Source organism: Dokdonia sp. (assembly GCF_039945015.1).
Classification (GTDB): domain Bacteria; phylum Bacteroidota; class Bacteroidia; order Flavobacteriales; family Flavobacteriaceae; genus Dokdonia.
This window is the reverse complement of the sequence record NZ_JBDUXP010000030.1, coordinates 92,935-118,270: the sequence shown is the minus strand read 5'-3', so window position 1 is coordinate 118,270 and position 25,336 is coordinate 92,935. Positions and strand designations below refer to the sequence as shown.

The window sequence follows — 25,336 nt, the reverse complement described above, 5'->3', positions numbered from 1 at the left end:
TGTGTCTTTAAAGCATTTGTTATGATTGTATACGCTTTCGCGAAAGCGTATATAGTATCCAGAATACAAGTATTATTCATGGATACTATATGTTAATTTTATGAGAGAGCTAATGTCAAAACTTTTGAGAATACACTATCTATAATTTTGTTTTTGAAGTGCCCTATGCTGATCTTACTTATCCCTGCATCTTGAAGTGTTTTAAGAATTAATAGGTCTTTTTGACTTTGTAATAACCAGGCGAGTTCTTCTTTATCTATGTTACCTTCAGTAAATAAGATGGTCCATTTCTTAAGTTTTTCTTTAGAGTGGGCTAAATATTCTTCCATATCTGCAATGATATCTTTTCCTTGCTCTCCAAATTTTTCTTTGGCCTCTGTAATGATCTCTTCTTTTAGATCGTTAAATAGTTCTTCAAAATTCATAATGTTATTTTTTATAGGTTACTTATAAAGCTTGTGACTGCATTTTCACTGGTTGTGTCCTTTTTTTCTTCATATTGAATTAGGATATTAAATGCTTTTTCAATTTGCGGTTTTGCCTCTTCTATAAATGCGCTATTAAGAGTCCCTTTTTGTTCCCATAATGTTAGATAGCTTTTTACAAGTTTGTTGTCATTATTCAGGACTTCCCACATTTTTGTGGTGATTACATTTTGATTTTTTCCTCTTTCATACGTGAGCATTTTTTCTAACTGATTTTTTAAATCAATCACCTCATTTTCATGTGACGAGAAAGCATCATCAGATTTATCCATAAGACTTAAAGTCTGTAGTTTAATCTCTATGGTTTCTGTATAGGTGTAATGATCATACAAAGAGCTTGTGCTTGTACAACTTGTGATCGTTGTGACAGCGCATAATACGATGAAGTAAATTTTTAGTGTTCTCATGAGTAATATGGTTTTTATAGTATAGTGTGATATTTCTTAGATCTAAAATTCTCTTGGACGCCCTAAATTGTAAAGGGAGGATTTGTATTCTTCAGGTGTAGTAGGGTTATAATACTCTACTCTATATATTGAGTTTTCATTAAACCCTAAAAAGAGAGCTATCCCTTTTTGGGGATATACCCAAACTTTATTTTTCATTTCGACGACATCTATATAATAATCTAGTTTTAGAGAGGGCTCTCCCAAGGAATCTATTGTTTGTTTTATTTGAGGATTTATTGTCCAAGATTTATGAACCTCAATTTTGGCTATTTGATTTTTTTGTAACCAGATAGTGGTATATATGCCTTGATCATCATTTATGGTATACCTATAGTAATATGAGTCTATTAATGATATGCCAAGAGTTCCGTCTATTTGTTCTTTATTATCTATAGCTATTTGTTTTAGTAACATTTCTTGACACTTTTCAATGTTTAAATCATTTAAAAAATAATCATGTTCTATTGTTATAAAATCTTTACAATCTATGATATGTTTCATGGTGTTTTGAGTGTTATTACAACTAACAGTTAATAAGAAGATGTATATTATTGTATTTTTCATGTCCCTTTAAGATATTCTATTTTTCCTAGAAAAAATGACGCCATTAAATTATTAATACCAATGATCCCTGCAATGCGTTCTGCATTCTTAGCTTCTGCATAGTAACTATTAGATGGTTCATCGGTTTTTTTACTATTATAAAAATCTCCTTCAATCTTTTTACGTAAAGCGAGATCTTTAAAATTAATATTTTCATAAACGATCTTAGTAAAGTAATCTGCAACACCTTCTCTTAATACTTTACCACCTTGTTTTTCTCCTAAACTATTGCTGTAGGTTTTTGATCTTTTTGCTTCTAGGGTATGTATATACTCATGAATGATCGTTCCAAAATTTTCCCACATATATTGACGGTTTCCTTCATTCCCTTTTGTCTTAAAACGTTGTAAGAAAATTTTTCCATCAGAAGCAAATCCAGGCCATCCTAAATGTGTTAGTATCATTTCTTTTCTATATGTTGTAGATAGTTCTTTTATAATTTCATTTACAACCTTTTTTTCAAGAGTTCTACTTTGTACGGCATCCCATTTTTCATTTATTGATGTCATTCTTGGACCTTCAACAATTTTTTGAATTCTCCACTCTGCCCATGCAGTTTGAATAGCGGCTTGATCTACTTTAGATTTTCCTTTAAGGCTATTTTCTTTTTTACTCCAGCCATCAAAAATGTTTTTCCCAAATTTTAAAGGATTCCCCTTTTTTATATTACCAAATACTTTATCTGTTTCTGTTTTTGAAACTTTAGCGAGATCATTAATACTACTTGGGCTATGTAGGTTTTTCTTGTCTTTTCTTTTTGCTTTTTTCCCTTTTCCGAGGGCATCATATTGTTTTAGTGCAATTTTTTCTGTTTTAGCTTTGAGCTCCTTTTTATAAGCGGCTTCATTTTTAGGATCAAACACGGGGAGCTTACCTGTTTTAGGGTTTGCTTTTACTTCTGTAGACATGGCTTCTTCAACATCTTTCTTTTCGCCTTTAGTAATCGCTCTTGCGTTTTTTAGTACATCAGTATCAGAAACTCCTGCAAATTGATCGTGTTCTGTTTTATATCCAGTGTATTTACTATCTAGTTTTGACATTGTTATTTTTCCAACAATACCATCTTGTTCTTTTTTTGGAAGTTTACTTGCTGTTTGAAAGTCTTTTACTGCTTTTTTTGTTTCATTACCAAAAACTCCATCAACACCGTGTTTTGGAAGTTTAAAACCAGCGTCTAATAAAGCTTGTTGGACAATACGTACATGTGATCCTTTACTTCCTTTCTTTATTAATAACTTTCCATTTAAAACTTTTTCAATTGTTTTGTTTCCATTAAAGCGATGCGATTTCAAATCTTTTTTCATCACTTTTTTTTGTATCATACCTTTTTGCTGTATGGTATGTGTAAGTTCATGTGCTAGTAAATGTTTTCCATCTTTGGATTCAGGATTGTATTTCCCATCATTAAAATACACATCATTTCCATGTGTAAATGCTTGGGCACCTATATCTTGACTCATTTGTGCCGCTTCGCTATCGTTATGGATATTTACATTGCTAAAATCTGCGCCAAATCCAGATTCCATTTCGGTTTGTGTCTTAGAATCCATTTTAGAGCCACCGCTTCCTTTTCGTAATTGCCCTTCTATATTTGAATTTGCTGAAGGTGCATTCCCTTTTTTTGTTTGGACTTCCTCATCTTCCATAGCTTGCACTGGCTCTTCTTCCTCCATTTTTTGCACAGGCTCTTCTTCTTCCATTTTCTGAACTGGTTCTTCCTCTTCCATTTTTTGAACAGGCTCTTCTTCTTCCATTTTTTGAACAGGTTCTTCTTCCTTCATAGCTTGCACTGGTTCTTCTTCCTCCATTTTTTGAACTAAAGGAGTAATACTAGCGGCTAGTGGTTTTTGTTGAACCTCTTCTTCACCTTCCATTTTTTGAACAGCATCTCCAGATCCAGTTTTATTAACTACTTGATCTGCCATACGGTCTGCTTCTACCTCATAAGTGTCGCCAGGCTTTCCCATTGCCAATTTTGTTTGGACTTTTGGTTTGAAGAATGAATCCCCTCCTAGTACTTGATTTGGTGGCGGTTTTTGATGTTTCCTTCTCATAATCCTTTGCTGTTTTATAGTGTGCGTTTTTCTTTTTTAATTTTGATGTACTACCAATTTGTAAATATTAACTGGTCAAGCCATGGGAGCCTACATATACCTATTCCCCAAGGAAGTTTGTCTACCAATATATCTTGCGTTTTTCGTTCGATAACTATTTTAGGATTGTCTTCTGTAAAACTTAACTTTCCTTCTCTTTGTAAAAATTCGTGACAGATTAAATCTGTAGAAGCATTATTAAACACTCCCCAGTTTTCAATAACAGATTCTAGGAGTTCTTCTGCTTGTTCTTTTATATAGTCAGAAAGTACAATGTGTCGTGGTATCGTTTTTTGAATAGGAACGCCACATAAGAATTTTTCAAAAACCATATAACTTTCTATTTGCTGTTCTTTTTTTGTTGCTAGATAGTGCAATGCGTGTACTGCTACTTCTTGATCTGTAATTGTATTGTTGTCATCTAGTAAACCACAATTCTTAAAAAAATGGGATAGGTATGGATGTACTATAATAAGTCCAGCATTTTTAACATAATGGGTCCCCGAATTATGAAGGTTTGGGTTTTCATGCGAGATGATATCTTTTATATATGTATCCATAAGTGGTTTTGAAATTATCTCTTGTTGTCTTTCAGAGCTTTCTGTTTGTGACGCTATATCTATATCTCTTGATATGTTTTCTTGGAGGCTTTCTTTTTTACCGTTTTCTGACGGTTGTTTCTGTTGTAGATCTTTATCTGTGCTTTTTTCTTTTGATATATTTTCTAGAGAATGTTCTTTTTTGTTGTTTTCTAAAGATTGTTTCTGTTTTTGATCTTTATCTATGTTTTTTTCTTTTAATATATTTTTTAAAGAATGTTCTTTTTGATTTTTTTCTAATAGCTGTTGCTGCTGTGTTTTTTGATTAGTTGGAGGTTCTTTTTGATCTATTATACCTTCTTCTTTTTTGATTGTATCTGGATGTGTTACTTTTTGATCTTCTTGTACATCTCTAATATTATTATTAGTAATCAGGCCATTTTTACTCTGAATATCTTGTGTAGTTGTTGTATCGATATCTTCTTGTAATTTACTAGGTGTTCCCTCTTTTTTAATAGCAGTATTTTCTGAAGAAATCTCATCAATACCTTTATTTTTATTTTGAACTCCTAGCTGGTTTTTGGTAATAGGAATCTCATCTTCTTGCAACTCTTGAGTTGTTTCTTCAGGAGCACTTTTTGTTTGTATGTCTTCTGTCTTTGTTAAAGATGCCTGATCTTCTTTAAAAGAGGTAGTTGCATTGTTTGTTTCTGTTGCGCTTTCTTGAAGCTGTTTATACACCTTGTGATTATCTTGTTGTATAGATGCTAATAGATGATTTACCTCTGGTGTAAGTCCTATTTTAGAACACATAGAAATGAGATGTACGAGTAAAGTATCTTCTTTCTGAGAAGTGTTTTTGATTTTTTCTTGTAATAGTGTTATGACACTCTCTTTCTTTATGATGAATACCTGTTGTACTATTGCTAAGACCGCTTTCGCGAAAGCGTATACACTCTTATCTATACTACTTGTACTTTTAGTGAGCCCTTTATGTAACTGTATGATAAATGCTGTTTCGTTTTTTGATTGTAAATAGGTGATCATTTCAGACCAAATAAATACTCTTGATAGTGGACTTAAACGTTTAAATAAATCGATGATCTCATCACGGAGGAACGTTACTTCTTTTGAATTTTTAAAAGCTGCTTTTAGTAATACTTGTAATTCTTTATCTGTAAACTGATGTATACATCGTTTTTTACTTGCAGGAATTTTAAGCTGCTGAAGGAGTTTATTTGAAAAACTAGCACTTGCTGAAACCTCTTCAATATCTGTTATTGTAAATTGAAACTGACCTGTTGTTGTTTCCCACCATGGGGTAGATCCGTGTTCTATAAAAAATAACAGGGACCGCTCTTTGCCTTGTTTTGTATTTATAAGTACCATCTCTTTTTCTTGAGATGGTGTTTTTAACATGCTGTTTATTTTTTCTACAAGCTTTTCTTTAGCGTTTGTTTTTAAGGCTTCAAAATCATTATAATCATTTGCTTGAATCTCGAGATGTAACTGATTAATTTGTACAATTTCAGTCGGAAGTTCTTGTTCTATACTTTTAAAATAGTTTTCTAGATAGGGAAGGATATCTTCTTTTAAGAACACACCAAGGCGATCCTTGAGTGTATGAGCCACAGTGACATTATTGGTCTCTACATCAAGGAATACCTTGTTAATAATATGTTCTTGTTCTAATAACATTAATCTACTCTTATTAAATCGATTAGACTAGTTATTCTATCTTTAACAAAATCTGCTATTTCTTCACCATTTTGACAATCTATTAAGAATTGTCTCAACGTTCCTTCATCTGGTTTTTCCGGATTTGGTGCGATGTCAAATAATTTATCTTTAAGGTTATTAAGCGCTATTTCAATTTGATCTATTGTAGATTCAATAACGCTTTTATCGGAATCGCTTATATCCTTTTGGCAATGCAGAATATGAAAGAGTAATTTTATTTGAACTTTTAAATATTTTGTAAGAAATTGTACTTCTTGTTGTTCTTCAAATTGTAATAATGTGTTTGCAGTTGTTTCAATAAGAGGGAAAAACAATCCGTTTAATTGATCATTATTTCCTCCACTTATAAACATATTTATTTTTCCGATAACAGTACCATAAAGACTTTTTGTTGGACGTACAATAGATTGACCAATCTCACCACTAGAAACTGGGTCATCCTTTATAGAGTCTCCATCTGCTATAATAGCTTCATCTACAATCTCATTACAACTTCTAGGTTCTCCAGTATCTGGATCAGGACTTATTGTGATCACTACAGGTTTTGGTTCTGGATTAGGATCACAAAGTGTTCCCTCAATATTTAATATTGCTGTTATGTTATAACTGCCTTGAACGTTTAGAGGTACTGTAAATGTTGGATTAACAGAAACTCCTTCACGTTCATCTATTGTTTCTTGAGTATTTACATCTATAAATTTCCAAATAAACTGAGCATCAGGAAAATTATTTATAATAGAACTAGCTCCTGAAGCAGTAAATGTGATTGTTCTTGATCTATTAGATACTGTGACACCAGGATTAGGAGGATTAAATGTAAAATTAGCTACTGGATGTGGAATGACATTTGCGGTTAATAAAATAGCTTCACCAATCGAAATATTTTTAGACCCCGTTCCTGCTAAATCAGGTCTAAATACGAAACCACCATTACCATCTGATCGTATCCCTAAACCTTGTACTGTAGTTCCTGGTATATTATCAGGGGTAATTGTAATAGGGTATGGGAAATCGTCATCATCACAGAAATCTAAATTCCCGTTATTTAGATCTAGCTCAAAAGAAGGAGTAATGACTGTGATAATTACTGAGTCAGTAATAGTAGGAAAATCACATATAGTCTCAGAAACATTTAGAATCACTGAGATAGGAAAATCTCCTTCAAATTCATTTGGAACAGTAAATTCTTTTAAAACCGAAACCCCTGTATCAGAAGTTTCATCTCCAAAATCCCAAGTATATGTAGCTCCAGGAATATTAGGACTTGCAGTCAGTGTAACTTCCTGTGTATTCTGTGGTCTAGTAATTTGTAAATTATTAGGAACTTGTGCTACAGTTATTGTTGGTTGTTCATGTACTTGTACTGTTGCTAAAACCACATCATTTATAGTAATTTGCACAGGTCCTGGTGTTACTCCAGGGCTATTAGGTCTAAAGAAATATTGATCGCTTTCATTAGGGAATACTCCATTTCCTTCTACTACAGTTTCTGGTATATCTGGTGTAATAGTGATAAGATACCACTCTTCATCTTCAATACAGAAATCTCTATTCCCTTCATCTATTTCTATTGTGAAATTAGGAAGATTTATTTCAATGTCTATAGGTCGACTAATAGGTTCAATTGTACAGATCGTTCCAGAGACTTCTAGCGTAACTGATGTCGAGAAGACTTCTTCAATATCATTAGATATTGTAAATGTTTTTGGAACAGAATCTCCTATTAATATAGCTCCATCTCCAAAAGTCCATGTATATGTGGCTCCAGGAATATTAGGACTTGCTGTAAATGTGACATCTAGTGTGTTCTGAGGTCTTGTAATCTGGAGATTACTAGGTTCTTGCGCTATGTTTATTGTTGGAGGTTCATGTATTTGTACAGTAAGTACGGTATCGTGATCAACAACACGAATATCTACAGGTCCTGATGATGTTATTCCAGTATTTACAGGGATGAATACAAAACTACCATCGCTATTTTGGTCTACACCATCTCCTTCTACTTCAGTTCCTGGTATGTTAGGAATAATTGTTATAGGATATGCAGTATCATCTGTATTGCAATAATCCCTATTTCCACCTGGTAATTCTAATGCAAATTCAATGTCTCCTCGTATGGTTATATTTTCTCTTATAAGAGTATTAGGTCCACACTGTCCGTGTACAGTCAGTGAGATATCAATAACAGATTCTTCAAAAGAGTTTACATCAAGATCAAATCCAGCTCTATTTTGCCTCACAATTTCTTGTCCTGCAATATTCCAAACGTATGGAGCTGCTCCTATATCAGAAGTGTTTTCTATGAGAAGTCTTCCTTCTGGTGTAATAACGACTGTAAAGTTAACAGCAGGCCCACTATCTAAAAATACGGTTAGAGGCTCTGTTATTCCTACAATATTTAAATTGATTTCTTGTGATGTTGTAATCTCTGTAGCAATAGGTGTAAATACATAGCTATCGTCATCATTCTGACTTACTCCAGGGCCTATTATTTCTGTCCCAGAAAGAGCAGGGGAGAATGTAATAGGGTAGGATTCTTCATCTCTTGTACAAAAAGATTCTCTTGGTAATGCTAATGAGAATGATGGATATACTATGGTAATTGGCACTGTTTCTCTAACACCACATCCACTAGCACTATTTACAAAAAGTTCTACATGAAATGATCGATCAAAATTTTCATCTGTCATTATAAATTGATGCGTGAAGGATCTTTCTGTACTGACAGTGTCTTCATTAATAAGCCATTCATATGTTAAAGAACTAGGATCTATTTCATCTAGAAACTCTACATCAAAGAAGTAATTCTGCTTTAGTATTCCATCCTCCCAGAAGAAACTACCTTCATCATGTACAATACTTACTTGAGGCATACGGAAAATAGTTATTTGAGCTGTTGTAGGAAGTGAACTTATTGTAAAAGCAATAGGCTCATTAAATCGATTAAAAACTCCTGGAATAATTACTAAACTTCTCGCATCTTGATTGATAAATATTCCATCCTCATCTCCTCCAACGATTTCTATAAGGCCATTTTCAGGACTTATATTTGTAAAAGGAATTTCAACATTAGATTCTCTTTGAGTATCTAAACAATATGAGCCTTGTATTGTTAAAGATGGCTCTATGAGATCCTGAAATACAATCCCCTCTAGAATGATATCATTTGTACAGAGTCCATTTGTAACACTTACTCTTGGAAATGCAGTATTGTTTGGTTCAATAGGAAGTGTATATATGTGACTTATTATATGATCAGAATTTGGTCTTTGTGAATCAATAGGAGTATTGTCACCAAAGTCCCAAGCAAATTCAGTGCTTGCATTAATTCCAGTTCCAGAGACATCAAAAAACACTTCTACTTCAGTTCTAGTATCATTATAAATAAAATCCTCAGTTAGAGGTAAAATAATAGGTTGCGGCGTTTGATATACAGTAATAACTGTAGTTGTTTCTTCATCATTAACAGTAAAGCTAATTTCTGTTCCATATAAACTTGGATCAAGAAGACTTGCGTCAAAAAAGTATGCCCCTTCTTCATTTTGGGTTATTCCACCAGAGATACCTTCCTCTACAACAGCTTTTATCTCTCCATCTGCTGGAGTTACTGTAAATGGAATAGGAATTGTAGTATCATCCAAACAAATATGTGATACAGGAAGACTTAAAGTGATAGGTTCTTTTGGTACAATAAAATTAATAGGAGCACAATCAGAACAACACATATATGGAAGTGAAAAATCTGCAATGACTCTATTCTTTAGTGTGACGTTTCTAGCAATGATTTCATTCTCGTCAAAAAAGATTTTATTGTTTGTTTCTACAATTGCTGGGTTATAAAACTGAATAAAATGTTCTTTTCGTCTAACCCTTTGGTCAATAATTTCTATAATAAGTTTTTCCTTATCTGTAGTAGCTTGACATTTGTTTGAGAAACCAGCGACCTGCCAAATATTATTAAGAAATTCAGCAAGATTAGATACTGTTTCTTCTATAGAATCTCCAATCATTACAATCTCATTTCTAGGATTTTGTGTTCCATTTGTAACTTTATGAAGAAATGCAAACCTTGTACTTATTCTATCATCCCAAAGTTGTATAATCCCTTCGTCTCCATCGGTGCCATCATCATCTATATTGGGTTGTTCTAAGAAGTTAAGTTCCATGCGAACTGGTTGATACGTAGATTTATCTGCGGCATTTTCAGTTAAGTATGCCATTATAAATGTGCCTCCAGGAATAACTCCAGCTTGATGTCTAAGTCCTGGATGTTTTTTAACGAATTCAGAAAGTTGAATTTGAGTTAATATTTCTGTTTTTCTATTTTCGATTTCATCAAGAAGAATGGCTAGTTTTTCACCAGAACAACACACAAAAGAAAGCTGATTAATTAATAGCCCTAAGATGTCTTTAAGTGTATCTCCTAGTTCTATGTTTTGGTATGTGACTTTTAGATGTTTTACGAGTAAACAAACCTCGTCTAGTGTTAACTCATACGTGTTAATATTACCCGTGTCTATTTGTGATATAGATTGTGGTATTCTCTCGGATAATATATATGTTACTGATAAAAGATCAACAACATCGTTTAAAACAAAGTCGCGTACAGTGGGTTTAGCAAGCCATTCATTTGTAGATAAGAGCGCTTGTATTTTTGATTTTGCAGCATTTTTAATGTCATTTACAGACCCTTTTTTGTTTTCTTCAAAGACTCTTTTCATAACAGGGCCTATTGTTTTTTCTTCATCAGCTAGACTGTTATCAATAACATTCTTTTTGTAAGTAGAACGTTTTTTACTATTCCTTCCAAAAATGTTTTCCTTATCAGTTTTTTTATCACTAGTAATTTTGCTTTTGGGTCTTTCAATAGCATCAATTGCTATAGTCTCATGGATAGGAAGAGCAATTTCTACTTCTGCATCTGCAATACTAATTACTTGTGTATATTCAATTTCTTTTATATTAACACCTACTTTATCTGTGCTAAATCCAGAAAAGAAACTAGCCATGGAAGCAAGAATACACTCTTGTTCTGTCGTCCAGGCTTTGAGTAATACATTTAAGTCTTCAAACTCACAGCGATAGTCTGCAAGATCTATACTTTTTGTGGTTGCATTTATAGACAATGTTTTGACGTCAAAATTTAATCCGTAGTCTTCTTTTAATTGTAAAACCTGATCTAATGCATCTTGATATGATTTACCTTGTATACCTTCTATTCTTAAAAAATTATAATTATCTATGGTATACAAAAGAGGCTCCTTAATAGTAGGTGATGTAGATAAATTTCCTGTGTGGTAGCTTAGATTTGTTTTTTGAGCATAGTTTTTGTGCTTGTCATGACTCCAATGATCTAATAAATTATCACTTACATTATAATAAAAAGGAATAGCTTTATTACTTAAAAAACCATATGCCTGAGAGGGTGTTATTTTAATGTCTTCACCTTTTTCTTCTTCTAAATAGTTGTTTACTAAAAGAAGAGCTCGATTTAATAAATGTTGTACTCTTTGAAGATTATCATCTTCATGACCTATAATAGGAGATTTATAAAAACGATGTCTTAATGACTTATAATATGCTTGATTTTCTTTTAATCTTCCCAATAATAAATGCTTTGGAAACGAACCTATAGATGGACAACAGTGTACATTAATGTGGAGCAATAATTCTTTAATTTCAGTATATGTACTTACTAAATCTTTTAATAAATCATACCTATATTGAATATCAGGAGAGACAGCATAAGGACTTATGTCAAAGAGAGTAGAAATGCTAGATGATATAGAAGGTTTATTAAATTTTTCTAAAATAGCATCTAGTCCTAATCCTAAATCTGCTAATGTCTCATTATCCTTAATAAGATTGTAATAGTTTTCTTTTAAGACGGTATATTCTTTTGTGTTTGCACAGGTAAGAATGTCCCTCTTTACTACTATTTCTGGTAGAGCGAGATAGTATTCATTCCAGTCATGCTCATTGTAGATCGCATCATATCCTGTTATTGTTCTTGCATCATCACTAGAAACTAACAGTACGCGTAATCTAGCAATTTGTTCTATACCTTGATTATCACAATCCAAAGCGGTACATAAGTCCCCTTGTTTTGGGTAGTTTTCTAAATAGAGTAAGACAACTTTGTCATCTAATAACGTTTGAGATAATTCCTTTAAGTTAGTATACGATGTATTTGTAGTATCTATATCTTCTCCTGGGAAAATTTCTAAAAGATCTATTTGCTCTTCTTCATTATAAAAGAAAGGCGTGTATTTTGCATTGCTATCATCAAAAACGCGATAGTGAGTATATGTTTTAAAAGCTTCTTTTATAAGCTGTAACCCTCTATTTAAAGGCTCTCCTTCAGAAGGTTTTTGAGGCTCTACTAATGCCAGTAAATCTCCATCAGTGGTAACTCCATACCCTTTGCTTATTTTAATTTCTTTTAAGGAAGCATTGTATGCAATATGAAAACCACATACAATTCCAACACCGCTTAAACCTATTCTTGATAAGTGATCTTGATCTTCAAAGTAATCTAAAAACTCATTTAGTTGTCCCTTTGTCAGGACCTGATTATCACTAAATTTACTATACTGTGTCGTTATGGTAGCTAGCTTTGTGTTCATCCTAATATTTTTTATAGTGTTCCTATATTTGTTTGTCCCAATATGATTTTTCCTTCTAATTCATCACTTTCATCATCACAATCTAAGAGGCGACCTACCGGGTAGATTGTATTCAGATTTCCTATGGCCGTTAAAAGGTCTTTTAATTCATCGGGTTGTTCTTGTCCTAATGATGTTTTTTCAAATAGATACGCTTGATATGCATCTTCAAACTCAACAAGGTCATTTGTTTGATTTTCAATGCTTTCTAAATAGTCTGCAATTCTTTTCTCTATAAGAAGAGTCACTTCATTTTTTTGTAATTCTAAGGCAGCTATTTGGATATCTTTTTCTTCTTGGGTTAGTTCTCCATTTTGTATTACTGTAATCTGTTCATCTAACTGTTCAAGAGCTGTATTTTTTTCATTTTCTAATTGCTGTAAGTACTGCTCCTTTATATTTTCCAAATCATTTTCGCGATGTCCTATCCAGCAGATCTTTGGAAGTATATGAGCAGGTAATTCTTCTTTGATTATATTTTCCATGTAGTTTCTAAAATCTGGATTTGAAAACCTATAGGTATACCCAGGTATGACAATACTCACTCTATATGAGTATGGATCTATACCACAATTATCTTCGCAATTGTCTGTACAAATAGGAAGGAAGGGAGGAATTTCAATTTCTTCTGGAACTTCAACTTCTTCTGGAACCTCAGCATCTTCTACAACCTCAGTATCTTCTGGGGTTTCAATATTTTGAGGATATTCGGGGCGTAATAAAATGTGTTCTACAAGGAAAATGCCTTCTTCGGTAAATTTGAACTTCATAAAAGAGATGATGTTCAGAATGGCTTCCTTAACTTCTATTACACTATCATAATACTTAAACTGTTTTGCTATAATGTAATCTTTACTACTTTCTGGCTTTTCTAGATTAATGATATCAAAAGAATACTTCCCACTGTTTGATTTATGTACTCTAATATTTCCAATGATTGCATCATCTATATCTCCATTTTTAAAAGTATTCTCTACTTCCTTTTCAGAAGTTTGAATAATATGTAAAACTGCTAAATATAGCTCTTGACTTGCTGCAGAAGTTGTGTTATAAGCTTCAGTGGCAGAAAGAAGAATATTTTTATTTTCATCTTTTATGCGCCATCTAAACACTGTTTTTGAAGCTTCATTTACTAAAGAATAAATGTCTACAAAAGAGTCGCTTAAAGTTCTTCTGTTATACTCTTTTATACCGACTAAGCGAGCGATTCTTTTCTGAGCTCCTGAAATATTATCGGTATCCCATAGATTTTCTTTTGGTTGCTTGTAATAATTAAAAGCACTCCCTCTTTCTGAACTTATAGTGACATAATCGTTTAAAAAATCTTCTTTATTGGCTAGTACAATTTCATTGGTTGCAGTACCAAATAAGGCTTTCATTAAAAATGTATAATCCCCAAATTTTTCTGCAAATCGAGCAAGTAAATGATCTAAAATTTCATTTCTACGTACTATATTATTATCCTGCTGTCCAAAAAGCGTTTGTGTTAAAATCGTATTATCTATTTCTGTACCAGCAGTTGGATAATCTTTTACAAGCTCGTCAAAACCTTTAAGATCTTCGATAGCTTGTGTAAAGTATGTTTTTTCAAGCCCTCCATTTATAGAAAGTAATTGTCTTACTTTTCCTAAATGCTTGAAATAACTAGCTAGTATCTTATCAAAAAAGAGCAAATACCCTTTTAATTGTTTTACTTGAGCTTTTCTTTCATCTGTAGCTCTAGCGGCTATTCCAGTTTGTCCTATACCATACGTTTCTGGAAAATCGTTTTGTAAAGTTGTATAACTCTCTGGAGAGAGAAAAGTACTTCCTGGAAAATCAAGATCCCTCTCATCTTCAGGAATTAAATTATCAATAAGAGCATCTTCTTTTAACTGTGCTAAGTAAATGTCTACTTGTTTTTTATTTATATTTAAAGGCAATACCCCTTTGTTATAACTAAAAGTGCTTTTATCACATAAAATGGGTTTTGTGTCTTTTTCAATACAGATAACCCATTCATTTAAAAGTTCTTTGTTTGGATCACAATGACCTATAGAAATGTCTTTTACATGAAGAACACCTTCTATATTCATAATGATTTTTAGAATATCAGATAAACGGACTTCACTACGTAAATCTGCTTCCTTTAATTCTTCAGAATCAATAAATCCATTATCAAGTAAAAAAGGGCCATCAAATATTTGATCTGGTGAATACCCTTTATCAAGCATTTCTTTTATAGAGTAAAAACGGAGCGTTGTAGAAAAATAATCATTGATCGCAGTTAGAATTTTTGCGTGAATTAACTCTTCATCTGCCTCTGGAAGAACCTCAACACTTGCACATACAGATATAGGCTGTTCAGGAACTTCTTTAATTTCGATGAGGTCTTCACAAAGATTTCTATTTTGATGATATTTATCAAGAATAAGATCTCGAATCTTATTAATCTCAATAGCTCTTTCTTCCTTAGTCAAGGATTCATCTATACCTTCAAAATCTACTAATAATGTATAAAGTCCTTTTAAATTATAATTTTTTTGGAATGCTTCTGGAATTTCTGAAAATGCAAATTCATCATATGATAAAGCATCATTTTTACAATCGGCATATACAGTTCTTTCGGCAATTCTAAGCCAGCAATTTCGTACGCCTTCAAGATCTATAAATAATTTTCTGTAATCTTCTGGAATTACAGGTTTTGTTGGAAAAACTTCCGATGCGCGATAAAACTGATTTGATAATTGCTCACCTTTATTTTCTGACGCGAGTAAATTATTAATAGGGAGATCAATTCGCATTCCTAGATCTGTAATGGCATAACATAGCATTTCTAGCATCGTTATTCCTGGATCATGAGAGTTAAAATCTGTCCATAAACTGCCTCCTAATTCCTCTATATATTGTACTCCTAAACTTCTTAAATAATGAAAATCTAAGTCGTCATTAGTAGCAACATTTTTTGGTATTGCGGTATGTGTATTTGTTACTGACATATTAGTTTTTCTTGTATTTTTTTACCCTTGCATGTGGTTAATACGGTGCTTATAGCATGCGACTTTGCAGATACTAAAATGGATCTTGGAGTAGAGGGTGTAACCACATTATCCATGACCACTTTATCTTTTTCTATAATTACATTTTGTAAATAATCTACATAGGGTAGTTTTTCTATATAATCTATTAAGACACTCTTGTGAAGGTCAATTCCAAAAACGATTTCTTGAGTAGTATCAAAAGCCCATGGAGAAAGAAAATTTCTGATATCCTCCTCAAGTTGTTTACTATAAAAACGCTCATCATTACCTTCAAGAAATTCAACTTCTAGTGTCACTTTAACTTCTTCATATCTAGGATTAATAACATCGGCAGTAACATGTAATGTGTTGTATTGATTTAAAAACTCCTTTATTTTGTTTATTAATCCTTTACTTACACGTGGTTGATAGATGTCAAAAACATTCTTGTTCACACTATCAGGGATGACAATTAAAGTGACATGTCCAGCAGCGATATAATTGTCTTTTGAAGTGTCATTTTCTGCTTCTATATAGGTGTGATTTAAACACTTTACTTTAAATATCTCTGGGAATTCCTGAAGAATTAAATGCTCATAATCCCAAAGCGTAATTGCCCTGTTTTTATGTCTTAAACGCTCACTAATTCGTCTATAAAACCGCACGTCAGATTCTTCTGGAATTCCATTAAAAGAAGTATATGGTTGTGTGACTCCTTTTACCTGAGGGATACGGGTAATTAATTTTGCAATAGTCTCTGCCGGCAACCCTTCATCTATATGAGATAACTCGTTTGTGTTGTTTTCAAAAGTGGCAAGTACTGCTTGTGTATGAAGATTAATGACTTTACATACAGCATCGTATGCTTTATGCATCTTTGCTCTAATCCAAATATATCCTTTAGGTAATCGAGTGTTGTCTTGTGTTGCTTCTCTAGGAATAGAAAACTTAACAATACCAGAACGCAAAAAGTTATCTGTATCATTTGAGAGAATATCATTTGTTAAGCTCTTCCATTTATCTTGACAAAGAACGGCCCATTGTATTTCTTCCTTTTCTCTAAAAGAGACAGCTTGTGGGTTTTCGCTTCCTTCTAAAACTTGCACTAGGAGTGCTATGTTTTGTTGAGCACTTGCATCTTCGAGTCCTATAAATAACTCCCCACCATGACAATACGTTGGCAATAAATAAGAGTTAATATTTGCGCTATCGTATGCGTCTTTTATCCCTTTTTCTTGCTTTGTAGTTTTTAAGTAATTATGTTCTTCACATTGACCAAATGGGTGTATATGGTAGAGCCTAATTCTTTCTTGATTATAAGTGTCTTTATTATTTAAAAGAGCAAGAGGCGTTACTGTATCTATAGGTAATGTTTGTGATTGTATGAGTCTAGTTTCCTCGGCAGTATAACTTAATGTAATATTTTCGGCTATAGGTGTGTATGGAGGGTTAGGAATCTCTCCCTCAGTTGTTGTTGTACTGACAGATGTAGGAACGTTATTCTCATTTAAAACGATAGTACTTGTCGTATTTCCTATAAGCGATGAAGCATATAATTTAGGAAACAAATCATGTAAAAAAGAAGTGTTTAAATTTAAACGTATAGGACCTGTTTTATCTATTTCAAAACCATTATTATCTATTTCAATCGCACAATCATACCTCAAGAAATCACCATTCTCATCTGGCACACTCTTGAATAAATCTTGTGTTCCTGCAATAGGTTTCCAATCCTCTTTATTTAAAATTTCTTTTGTCGCTGTAAAGTAAAGTTCATCAGCAACAATGTTGTCATTTCCCGATTGACCAGGAATCGCACTATTCTTATATGCATTGTACCAAACTTCAAAATCTTCTGGAGTATTCTTCCATGAGAAATCGATATTTATTTTTTTCCACGCTTTCGCGAAAGCTTCCTTATAATCAATACTAAAGTTGCTGTTTTTTATAGGTGTTGGTGTAAATGGAAAGAATGGCTTTTTAGCTTTTAAAACACCATTGTCATTTTCTATTTGAACAGAAGAAGCCTCCTGAACATCTACTTTTATGGTAATTGAGTTTAATGTTCTATTAATTAGTGAACGGTAAAAGTTATGCCCTATGGATGTTCCATCTTTTTTTGAAGTATCTATTAAGAATCTAACAACAGGAGAAGTCGTGTCGTATCCTTCTAATAAAAATTCTGGATCGTAATTTATAAGAGCAGGGAGATCTTTGGTAAGTTGGAAAGAGAGAACCAATGTATTATTGTCTACTACTTTTGTGCTCATGCCTGTAATAGAATCAGACGTTGTTTTTAAGACAACAGGCCCTATCCATTTTCCATTCCCACTGCCATACACACTAATGATATCTTTGATATCTGGAACCTTAATTTCCGAAAGTTTAAAATCTGTAGTAATGATTTCTGTATCAAAGCTTAATGTCACTTCAACAGTCCTAGTACCTTCTTGAAGATTAAATAAGGGGGAACTTATTGCAAATCCTATAGAAGCATTAGGTAATTCTGTAAAATCTTTTTCGGCAGAAGTATACCCAAAAGGTAGCCAGTATGGCTCTTCTTCAGGAAGAGGTTCTTCAAATCCGTCTAGTGTATTGGCTACAGGACTTGCTTTTATCTCTTGAAGAGAGACATCATTATAAACCGATTTAATAGAGGCGACCTTTGCTTGATTTGCAATAAGTTTTTCATCAGTGGTATAGATTAACGGATTTCCATTAGCATCTTGTTTTGCATTTAATTGCGTATTGGTAACAATAAGTTCTTGAGTACTTTTTTTTGCCAGTTCAAAAATGACATGAACATTATCTGGTGTTGCTGCCTTTTTATCTACCTGTAAGATATTCTTATAATAAAAATCTAAATGTCGTTTTGTAATATCATTAAACCTAGTTTTTGAATGTTCCAAAAGTTGTAAAAAACAAACAAATAATGTAAGATGTGGTGTCAAACTTCCATCTTCTTTAAAGGAAGATAGGACTTTTGTGATATGCTCTTTTTGTCGAGTATATGTTCTGCTTTCACGAAAAGGGATTTCGACACTTTCAAAATCAAAACAATTAAAGAAATCTTGCCAATCCCCTTGAGCAATAGCGCTATTTGAAGTATCAAAATAATTAACATGCTTGGCAAAATTATATGTAAAAAGTATCCAATCTTCAACATCAAAATCATTCAGTTCAAAATTGGAAGGATTTAATTGAGTTATAAATCGCTCTTCTTGACCTGTACCATTTCTTTTTAATACTTTATCTATGTCGTTACATTTGCCCATCGTCTTGCTTATATATCGGTTCCCTCTTCTTTATAGAAAGGGAATACTACATTAGTTCTTGAATTGGTAGCTCTCACTATATAATCTAAGGAGATAACTAACTTTCCTTCTAAAGGATCTGTTTCTGAGATGTCTATTTTAAGCACGTCTATCCTAGGTTCGTGATAAAGAATAGCCGTTTTTATTAAGTCTACAGTGTAAGTAATAAGTGTCCTGTTAAGAGACTCAAATAATAATTCTTCTAGATTACAACCATATTCAGGAAGCATAACACGCTCTCCTAACCGTGTAGTGAGTAAAATATGCAAGCTACTTTTGATGTCCTCCTCATTAGAAGTCATCTTCGTTTGCTTTTGCTCTTTTACAAACTCTGGAGGGAAAGCCCATCCTGTTCCTAAAAATGAATTTTTAATATCCATAATTACCCTATTAATACTGTTGGTTCTCCTAAAATGATTGTTCCTCCGTGTGCTGTAGAATCCCCCATTCTTGCAGCTGGCATTCCGCCTATGAGTACAGATGTAGATCCTAAGACAATACTATCAGGAGGACCAACGCAAGTTGCCATATCGCCCACTCTTGCGGCAGGTAAACTACCTATCAATACTGTAGGTTCTCCTGCTGGTAAAATAGGACCTCCTACGTGAGGAACGACTCCTGTTACCATAGGGCATACATGCATATCTGTTATTCTTGCGGCGGGTGCTCCCATATTTTAATTTCTTTTTTTACGCTTTCGCGAAAGCATAAAATGATTTATTATTTTCTTAATTTATTTGTACTAATGACCCTTTTAAAACAGCAATAGCACTGGTTGAGACTTCAGCTCCAGCCGACCCTTCTGCTTTAAACTCTGCGTTTGCAGTAATCCCTACGTTTGTTCCTTCTATAGTGACATCTCCAGATGCTTTTATAGCAATATCTCCAGCGCTTTCCATAGAGATACCATCGCCATCTATGGTGATTACATTGCTATTATCATCTTCTATAACAATGGTGCCTGCATCTTCATCTAGAGAGATGAGTTTACCAGCGGGAGTAGATATATTGATTGATTTTTTATCATCATCAAAAACTACTTTCATTTCGCTTCTGGTGACAAATCCTTTTTCATGATTATCATCACTAGCCGTAAATGGAGCAGGCTTTGCACTACTATGTAACATACCTAAAACAACAGCATTATTAGGATCTTCATTAATGAAGCCTATGATTACCTCATCATCAAGCTCAGGTCTAAAAAAGGCACCTCTGTTTTCGCCAGCATCTAGAGATGCTACACGACACCAAATCCCTTGCTCTTCATTATTAATAATTGGAATTTGAACCAAGATGCGCTCCTCTCCATCAGGATCTTCTTCTAATTGCGATACCACGCCTACTTGCAATCCTGCAATAGCAGGCAATAGCCCTGATGCTGGTTTTGTATGTATGTCAAAAGTCTCAGAAAACCACTCAGGATTTAATCCAAATTGAGCATTTACAGTCCAATTTCCTTCAGAAATGGTATGACTTACCCCTGTGATATATACATTTCCATTAAAACGATCTCCCACACCTTCAAGCTTTAAAATAGTATTAGGTTTTACCGATGGAATTCCTTGAAATTTTACGCGGCCACGTATTTTTGCAAGCTGTTGAAATAACCATTTTGCATCTGCCCAATCTTGAAGTTCTGTATCAGTAATTGCACCTCCATGTCTTAATTCCATGGTTTCTAACCCTATAATAGCCTGTAAGTCACTTGTAGTAATGTTACCATTTAATGATACAGAGGGATCTTTGCCATCTATTTCTAAGAGCTCTTGATCTGCATGATTCCATCCATAAGAGGATACCTTTTTAATTTGATGCCTAGCATCAATCTCCGCATCAAAATCTAACATAGAAGCTCCAAAAGTAACAGTCTCTATTTCTGATTGCCCAATATCTGGTGCTGCGATAGTAACCTTTCCATCATCTATAAAACATAATTTTCCATTTGCTTCTGCCCTTGCAATCATAAAGTCCCAATCTGAAGCATTGTATTGTACAAGTTCTGGGTGTGCATAATTTGTTGCTTCAACCTCTTTGTCTAAAGAATATTTGCCTAGTAATTCTTCAAAAACCTCACTGTCTTTACTTTCATAGAAATAGGAGCTTTTTTTACCTATCGTCATCTTTATAGCTTCATCTTTACATTCAATAATAAGATGCGTTGCTTTAGAACGTATTTTAAGATTGTGCTTGATGATAATTCCTTTAAAAATAGTTTCTTCATCAGAGTGATATCCAGCTGTAATTTCTATACTCTTCCCAGGAATTAATAAATCCTCATTACTTAGTTTAAAATCTCTTTCAGAGGCTTCGCCGTCTACTAGCACAATTTGAGCCATAGGAATCCTGTTTACTTCCTTCTTTACCATAATACTTTTTACTTGGTAAACGTTAGAAAGTTCTTGGCCTTCCGTTAAAACCTTGTATGTTACAAGATCTGGGCTTTTTGATGTTTGTATGACGCCGCTATTATTCATTTATGATGTTTTTGTCAATGGAGGAAAAAATAGTTCTTGACCAGGAGTTAGTTTTCTAAAATTGGATAGGTTATTTACTTTGGCTACTTCCAGATAATACTTAGGATCACCATAAATCCTATGAGTCATTAAAGACAATGTATCTCCTGCTTTTACAATGCGATAATGTGTTAAGTCAGGAGATTGATTGTTCTCTTTTGACGTTCTTTTCTTATGATCTTCAAAAGAGATGAATTTTGCCTTTGCTATTGCCCTAATAGGCGTGCCATCTGCCTTAAAAAGCTTGTATTCTATAGCTAACTCTGTAAGAACGCCTTTATATAATAAAGCACCCCAGGTTACAGTTAAGTAATTAGGTTTGTGCTTTGTTCCATTATAATCATATACTGTTTTTTTAAAGTTTGCTATATCTTCTATGATTCCATTTCCTTGGTCCTTATATACTGTATCGTCAGAACTAGATTCTGGATCATCTCCATAATGAATGATGACACCCGTTCTGTCAAAAAGAAATTCTAAGTCTAACTCAGAAGGTAAAGACCTTGTGTATTGAGGAGCATCACTACTTGCGCCAGGAGATTGATCTACTTTATATTCTGCCTTAAATGACTCTGAATATTTTTCAGGATTTAATAAGGCAGTATATTGTGAGATTTCATCATCAAATCGTTCATCTGTATAACACCGTATGACTAGTTTCTGTAACTTTCCTTCGCTCATGATTTCTTAGCGTTCTTTTTGTTCTTTAAGCTTTTCCATAACCTCTTCTATACACACAGCTATAATTGCAGCGGTATCTTGACTACCTTCTCCGGTATTTGGTTGACGGTTAGTGCTAGCTTCTTCATCTACATTAATTTTAATATAGAGTTCTTTAATTTCTATAGGCATCAGGTTATAGTATATTGAAATAGTTATACGATAATTCGAGAGTTTCAATAACCACTTTATTTTCTTCGGCATTAAAATCACCAACACTCCATTTTACAGGATATGCGTGTGTGATTTTCCATGTCTGTAATGGCTCGTGCAGTTCATCTAGTAAGCTAACTGTAAGATTTATAGGTTCAATCTGGTATTTTTCTAATGCATTTCTACACCAGGTAATGACTCCAGAATCTATAAGTAATCCTCTTTTAAGGACCAAATTTGGATATTTGGTTCTCACAGGTATCTTATGTTTAAATCTATTTTCTCCACCTTCGGCAATTTCTTCGGTTTCCAGATCTACAGATAGACCAGAAACCGATTGAAATTGATGATCATTTTCTTTGTTCGAAATTCCAGAGAACTCGACTGTAAAATGAAATCCTATGGGAGGATAATAGGTCGCCATACTATGCTATTGAAAGTTTCTCGTGTACAAATTCTGCAGTCTCAATTGCGATTTCATTTCCATCTGCTTTAAAGTCTGTAGATTGTATTTTTGTGATGTATGCATTTTCTGCTTTCCACGTGATGATAGGCTCATGCTTTTCATCCAGCATACTGATCGTGAGATCTCCACGGTATTCTTCTTCTCCTTCTTGGAAATATACCGTCTTTACCCACTGGCTATAAAACTCTTTGCTCTTATCTGCAAAAGTTCCTCTCTTTACAGTAATATTACTGTACTTCTCTAGACCAGGTTGTTTTGTCTTGTAGTATACATTGTCTGCTCCTGCTCTATATTCGATCATTTCTCGCTCAAAATCTAATCCAGATACTTCTGTGCAATTAAATTCTGTGTCTCCAAAGGTTACTTTAAAGTGAAACTTTGGTAATGGATATGTTGCCATGATATTTTATTTTTTAATTATTTGTTTGTGATTATTTATGCTTCTTGCATTTTATGAGAGAATTTTAGAATAATGAACTCTGCTGGTCGTACGACAGCCATTCCGATTTCAATAATCATATTACCTTCTAAAATATCTTGTGCAGTCATTGTTTCTCCTAACCCTACATTTACATAAAATGCTTTGTCTGGTGCAGGTCCCGCTAATGCTCCTGCTCTCCATTGTTGTGTCAGGAAGTTATCTATCATTGCTTTTACACGTACCCAAGTATTTTTGTCATTAGGTTCAAAAACAAATTGTTCTGTAGCCTTTTTAATAGACTCTTCGGCCATATTAAAGAAACGTCGTACAGATATGTATCGCCACTCGTTATCATTTCCAGCAAGAGTTCTAGCTCCCCATACAAGATTTCCTTTACCTACAAATGCTCTAATAGCATTTATAGACTTACCAGCTACGGTATCTACATTTAAATCTCTTTGATCATCATGTGATACTTGAACAGAAGGTTCAATCACATAACTTAAACTCACATTTGCAGGAGCTTTCCAAACACCTCTATCACTATCAACACGAGCATAAATACCAGCCATAGCACTACTCGGTGGTAATTCTAATGGTAAATTCCCTATCTCTGTTAGAATTTGATTGTAAACACTGTTATCTAATTGCTCAATAGCAGCTAAACTTCTACCATGAAGCGCTCCGTTATTTGTATCTTGATTTACATTTTCTGCAATATCATCATCTAGTGGTGTTCCAAAATCATCATCAATAATTGTTGCTACTAATGCATCCCAAGCTGCTACAACACCATCAAATACAGTAACATTTGTATGTGGCACTGGTGCAGATGGTGCACCGACTGTGATAAGTTTTTCTATTTCTTGAAGAATGTTTGATGTATTATTCTCTACAACATTTTGAATCTTAGTATCATTAGCTTCATCAATGAACTTTTTCAGATTTGTAGTTAGCTTTTCTAACTCTTTTGTAACTGACTCTATAGTGTCATCTGCCGTAAATAAATTGTTAAATGCGGTTAATGCCCCCGTAATAGGAGAAACATCAATTAATGGTATTTCATCCGAAAGCGCAGATATAGCAGCGTTTGCTTCTACATTGGCACCTTTTTTAAGATCAATTAAAGCATTTAAATCAGTTAAAAGCGTAGTAAGATGCCCGTGTAATACTAATGGTCTAGGTGAGTTATAGTTTTTAACATCATCTGGAGGAGTACCTCCTTCTGCTATGTTTATACCTTCATTAGGCGCATCATTATCACTATATAAATAGTTATATACATTTGCTAAAGAACCAGCTAAATCTGTAGGTCCAGTTTTGTCTGAAATACTTGCTACTGCAGCAGTAGCATCCATCGCATTTAAGTTTGCTGTTATTACGGTTTGAGCACTTGGATTAGCTTCGTCAATGTGTGTTATAGTAACATCTTCATTTTTAAATCTATAGTTTAGTATAGTTCTTAAAAAAGGATAATAGGCAGCGCCATACTTTAAAAAGTCTTTCTCAGAACTTATCTCGTCTCTTAAACTTTGGATATTTGCATCTGTAGGACTATCTGCATCATAAGACTTCGTATCTATAATTGTAAATCGATCCTGAAGTTCTTTACATTGCTTAAGAGCATTGTTGTATAAACTATAAAATTCTACATCTGTACTTAATGCAGTAGCATCTGGAAATAAAAGTAAGGTTGGTTCATCTACTTTACGTATATCGGCAAGACCTTTAACAAAATGATCTGAATTGTTTATGGATGTAATTTGAGAATCTTCAGTATCTAGATCATCTCCATAACGTCCTACAGAAACAATATAACAAGGTCCACCACCATTTACAAAATACATTTGTAATGAATAATACATTAAAAATGGTTCTCTCGAAGCTGGTTGATCAACAATAATAGAACGTTCTGAAGCCCCATCAGTTAAGGTGTCTGTAATAGTAACATCAATTGTAGTTTCTGGTTTTGCAAAACCAAAATAAGTTTCATACTCCAACATAGAGGTAATTCTAGTTGGGACTCCTTTAAGATCTCCTTTGATCTTATTTGTAGCCTTTTCCGTATAACCAATAAAAGCCGGAATAGCGGTTTCAACTTGGGCTACAGATGGAGGAAACTTTACGATCTCCTCTATGTAGACTCCTGGTGTTTTGTACGTTGTCATAATTTTAA

General features: G+C 33.5%; 16 protein-coding genes. All 16 read right to left on the bottom strand.

The genetic code is table 11. The features are described 5' to 3' along the window. Positions 1–98: 98 nt before the first annotated feature. Genes ABJD27_RS20230 through ABJD27_RS20155 form a run of 16 tightly spaced genes read right to left on the bottom strand, consistent with a single transcriptional unit; the run spans position 99 to position 25,328 of the window. The gene (locus ABJD27_RS20230) at positions 99–425 is read right to left on the bottom strand and encodes a hypothetical protein (RefSeq protein ID WP_348163760.1); all 327 of its coding nucleotides are present in this window, start codon (positions 423–425) and stop codon (positions 99–101) included. A gap of 11 nt (positions 426–436) precedes the next feature. Then, positions 437–892 carry a hypothetical protein gene (locus tag ABJD27_RS20225; RefSeq protein ID WP_348163757.1) on the bottom strand — a complete coding sequence of 152 codons (456 nt, stop codon included), beginning with the start codon at positions 890–892 and terminating at the stop codon, positions 437–439. A gap of 42 nt (positions 893–934) precedes the next feature. Then, positions 935–1,435, bottom strand: a complete 501-nt coding sequence (locus ABJD27_RS20220) for a hypothetical protein (protein ID WP_348163754.1) — start codon at positions 1,433–1,435, stop codon at positions 935–937. A 59-nt stretch (positions 1,436–1,494) separates the two neighbouring features. Continuing rightward, positions 1,495–3,591: a DUF4157 domain-containing protein gene (locus ABJD27_RS20215; RefSeq protein WP_348163751.1), complete on the bottom strand. Its 2,097-nt coding sequence runs from the start codon at positions 3,589–3,591 to the stop codon at positions 1,495–1,497. A gap of 50 nt (positions 3,592–3,641) precedes the next feature. Then, positions 3,642–5,867, bottom strand: a complete 2,226-nt coding sequence (locus tag ABJD27_RS20210; protein ID WP_348163748.1) for a contractile injection system tape measure protein — start codon at positions 5,865–5,867, stop codon at positions 3,642–3,644. Further along, positions 5,867–12,535 (bottom strand): hypothetical protein, encoded by a 6,669-nt coding sequence (locus ABJD27_RS20205; protein WP_348163745.1) that lies wholly within the window; start codon positions 12,533–12,535, stop codon positions 5,867–5,869. The genes ABJD27_RS20210 and ABJD27_RS20205 overlap by 1 nt, the downstream gene beginning before the upstream one ends. Positions 12,536–12,546: 11 nt before the next feature. Next, entirely contained in the window at positions 12,547–15,552 is a 3,006-nt protein-coding gene (locus ABJD27_RS20200; RefSeq protein ID WP_348163742.1) for a hypothetical protein, read from the bottom strand. After that, positions 15,543–18,848 carry a baseplate J/gp47 family protein gene (locus tag ABJD27_RS20195; RefSeq protein WP_348163739.1) on the bottom strand — a complete coding sequence of 1,102 codons (3,306 nt, stop codon included), beginning with the start codon at positions 18,846–18,848 and terminating at the stop codon, positions 15,543–15,545. The genes ABJD27_RS20200 and ABJD27_RS20195 overlap by 10 nt, the downstream gene beginning before the upstream one ends. 8 nt (positions 18,849–18,856) lie before the next feature. Next, complete coding sequence (locus tag ABJD27_RS20190; RefSeq protein WP_348163736.1) at positions 18,857–19,267, bottom strand: GPW/gp25 family protein; 411 nt, start codon at positions 19,265–19,267, stop codon at positions 18,857–18,859. Positions 19,268–19,269: 2 nt separating this feature from the next. Then, positions 19,270–19,560, bottom strand: coding sequence for a PAAR domain-containing protein (locus ABJD27_RS20185; RefSeq protein ID WP_348163733.1), 291 nt, complete (start codon positions 19,558–19,560; stop codon positions 19,270–19,272). Positions 19,561–19,615: 55 nt separating this feature from the next. Next, complete coding sequence (gene vgrG, locus ABJD27_RS20180; protein WP_348163730.1) at positions 19,616–21,361, bottom strand: type VI secretion system tip protein VgrG; 1,746 nt, start codon at positions 21,359–21,361, stop codon at positions 19,616–19,618. Continuing rightward, positions 21,362–22,081 carry a LysM peptidoglycan-binding domain-containing protein gene (locus ABJD27_RS20175; RefSeq protein ID WP_348163727.1) on the bottom strand — a complete coding sequence of 240 codons (720 nt, stop codon included), beginning with the start codon at positions 22,079–22,081 and terminating at the stop codon, positions 21,362–21,364. Between the two features lie 6 nt (positions 22,082–22,087). After that, positions 22,088–22,252, bottom strand: a complete 165-nt coding sequence (locus tag ABJD27_RS20170; RefSeq protein ID WP_348163724.1) for a DUF5908 family protein — start codon at positions 22,250–22,252, stop codon at positions 22,088–22,090. A gap of 4 nt (positions 22,253–22,256) precedes the next feature. Further along, positions 22,257–22,697, bottom strand: a complete 441-nt coding sequence (locus tag ABJD27_RS20165; RefSeq protein ID WP_348163721.1) for a phage tail protein — start codon at positions 22,695–22,697, stop codon at positions 22,257–22,259. A gap of 1 nt (position 22,698) precedes the next feature. Then, positions 22,699–23,139, bottom strand: coding sequence for a phage tail protein (locus ABJD27_RS20160; protein WP_348163718.1), 441 nt, complete (start codon positions 23,137–23,139; stop codon positions 22,699–22,701). A gap of 35 nt (positions 23,140–23,174) precedes the next feature. Beyond that, a complete protein-coding gene (locus ABJD27_RS20155) occupies positions 23,175–25,328 on the bottom strand; it encodes a phage tail sheath C-terminal domain-containing protein (protein WP_348163715.1) in 2,154 nt (717 codons plus the stop codon). Positions 25,329–25,336 lie beyond the last annotated feature (8 nt).